Source organism: Dankookia rubra (genome assembly GCF_004355005.1).
GTDB classification, from domain to species: Bacteria; Pseudomonadota; Alphaproteobacteria; order Acetobacterales; family Acetobacteraceae; genus Paracraurococcus; species Paracraurococcus ruber_A.
On sequence record NZ_SMSJ01000239.1, the window covers coordinates 1 to 2,047 of the forward strand.

General features: G+C 66.0%; 3 protein-coding genes. All 3 read right to left on the minus strand.

Annotated features, from left to right (window positions below):
- Positions 1–133: 133 nt before the first annotated feature.
- On the minus strand, positions 134–571 hold the full coding sequence (locus tag E2C06_RS36250; protein ID WP_165982913.1) for a transposase: 438 nt from the start codon (positions 569–571) through the stop codon (positions 134–136).
- Between the two features lie 491 nt (positions 572–1,062).
- A complete protein-coding gene (locus E2C06_RS36255; protein ID WP_133293357.1) occupies positions 1,063–1,272 on the minus strand; it encodes a hypothetical protein in 210 nt (69 codons plus the stop codon).
- Between the two features lie 158 nt (positions 1,273–1,430).
- Positions 1,431–1,766, minus strand: a complete 336-nt coding sequence (locus tag E2C06_RS36260; RefSeq protein ID WP_370451535.1) for an integrase core domain-containing protein — start codon at positions 1,764–1,766, stop codon at positions 1,431–1,433.
- Positions 1,767–2,047: the final 281 nt, after the last annotated feature.

Below are 2,047 nucleotides of genomic sequence, written 5' to 3' on the forward strand. Positions count from 1 at the left end.
GCACATGCGCAGGCTATCGAAGCTGCCCGACCGCGTTCGCAGCTTCTTCGGGCACAAGACTTTTCGCTACGCCGCCTGATTCAAGATCGCCCAGGCCGGATCAATAACGGCGCTCGAAAGAACGCCCGTAAGATCAGAAGGCAGGTTCAGACCGATCCCGGTAGGCGGCCCTCGGCGGAGGGGTACCTTCAATCAGCAATGCCATGATGAGATGCGCGAACAGCCAGCTGCGGGCGAGTGCCTCGCTCCGGACCGGCAGCCGGCCGATGCCGAGCAGGCTCTTGATGCGCTTGAACGCGAGTTCCACCTGCCAGCGCAGGCGATACGCCTCGAGCACGTCCGCCGCGGGCACCTCGGCCGGCAAGGAGGTCACCAGCATGAGGTAGCCTGTGGCCTGAACGGTCATGGGTCGCAGTGGCCGATGCGAGCGGCAGCGGTTCTGCCTGCGATGCTGCGCCTTGGTCTCCCGCGCTGCCGCCACCGGAGCGAGGCGCAGCACCACCAAACGTGCGGGGAATGCGGCCTTGCCACGGGACCGCGCACCATTGCCGGAGTAGTCGACCGAGACCACGCGTTCAGTGACCCCACCGACTGACAGGGACGCAAAGATCCGCTCCTACGCCACAGGCGCTCCGTCCGGCTCAAGCAAGCGTAGCCTCGTCCAGCCGGTGCGCACGATGAAGTCGATGCCCGTCGCCAGAAGGCGCCGCAGCGCTGGGGGACGGGCGTAACAGCGGTCACCGAGTGCCACCTCACCTGGCTGCCAAGCGGTGCGGCCGAAGCCTTCGGCGCCGCGGTCGTCAGTCAGCTCAATGCCCGAGAAGCAGCCAGCGACTGGATCGTAGCTGGCATGGAGCCGCCACTTCGGCCGGCCGCCAGGGCCGGTGACCGTGCTGGCTCCACGATCCGCAAACGCCGCCCCGGCAGCGGGCCTGGTGCAGGCAAGGCGGCTGCCGCGCGGCACAACAAGGCACCGGCCGCCTCGCCCAACCACCCCGCAGCGTGGCGTAGCCGGTTCATCACGGCAGTGTCGGACAGGTTCGCCAAGCCGCTGACCCCAGCTCAGGCCGCCGCCGCGTGCAGCGACAGGTCACCCGGACCATAGGCCAGCGTGAGCCGCAGCAGCATTGCGGCACTGCGGACCCCGCGCCGCCGCACCAGCGCTCCGCTGGTCCGGGCCGTCGCATCCAGGTCGATTGCGGTCGAAACCGACGCGGTCAGATCATACCATTGCGTATCGAGTAGCAGGGGGGATGCAGGCTGCATCAGCATTAGCTGTTTGATCCCAGGGTTTGACGGTGAAGTCTTCCAGCAGGCGTGGAAGGACGCGCTATGGGCCGGGTTCACCATGGGAGTGCCACAACGACAGCGGCGGTCCGTCGAGCAATACAGCATAGTCAAGAGAGCCTGAGATGTGCCGTCAGCAGACATCATTTCAACTTTCGTAACGCGGTCTTAACGGCATACTCGCGGACCTGGACCCGCTCCTTGGTCTCGTCGCAGGCGGCATCCACGTCACCCCAGAGCGGGGTCATCTCGATGCGTTCGCACACGCGGTCGATGGGGCACAGCCCACCGAGCGCCTCGTGGGGGCGATCCCAGTTGTAGTGGTGCACCCAGACGGCCAGCTGATCGCCAACATCAGGTGCTCGAGCATCCACTGTCGCCCAGAACTCCTCGAGGACGGTACGCTGCACGCGCTCGACCTTGCCATTCAGGTGCGGTGACCGAGGTGGGACAGGTCGAAACTTGATCGTCTCGGCCATCAGCCGCCGCTGCACCTTCTCGGCGAAGAACTCCGTGCCTCGGTCGGTCTGGATGCGCTGGATTGTAGTGCGACCGGTTGTTGAGACAGCCGACTGCGCTGTTCAGGCGGCCAAGGGTAGGTTGGCCGGTGGGCATTGAGCAAGGCCGCGTTGCTCGGCGCGGATCTGGTTCGGGGTGCGGTAGCCGTACCGGGCGACGAGCCAGGTGGCGTTGTAGTGGACCACGAAATCCTGCAGCCCGCGGCGCAGCTCTTCGATGGTGTCGAAGGTGTGCACCCATA

Excerpts from the sequence above, each read along its gene's own strand:
- E2C06_RS36255 (WP_133293357.1), bottom strand. The coding sequence starts at position 1,272 with ATGCTGATGCAGCCTGCATCCCCCCTGCTACTCGATACGCAATGGTAT.
- E2C06_RS36260 (WP_370451535.1), bottom strand. The coding sequence starts at position 1,766 with ATGGCCGAGACGATCAAGTTTCGACCTGTCCCACCTCGGTCACCGCAC.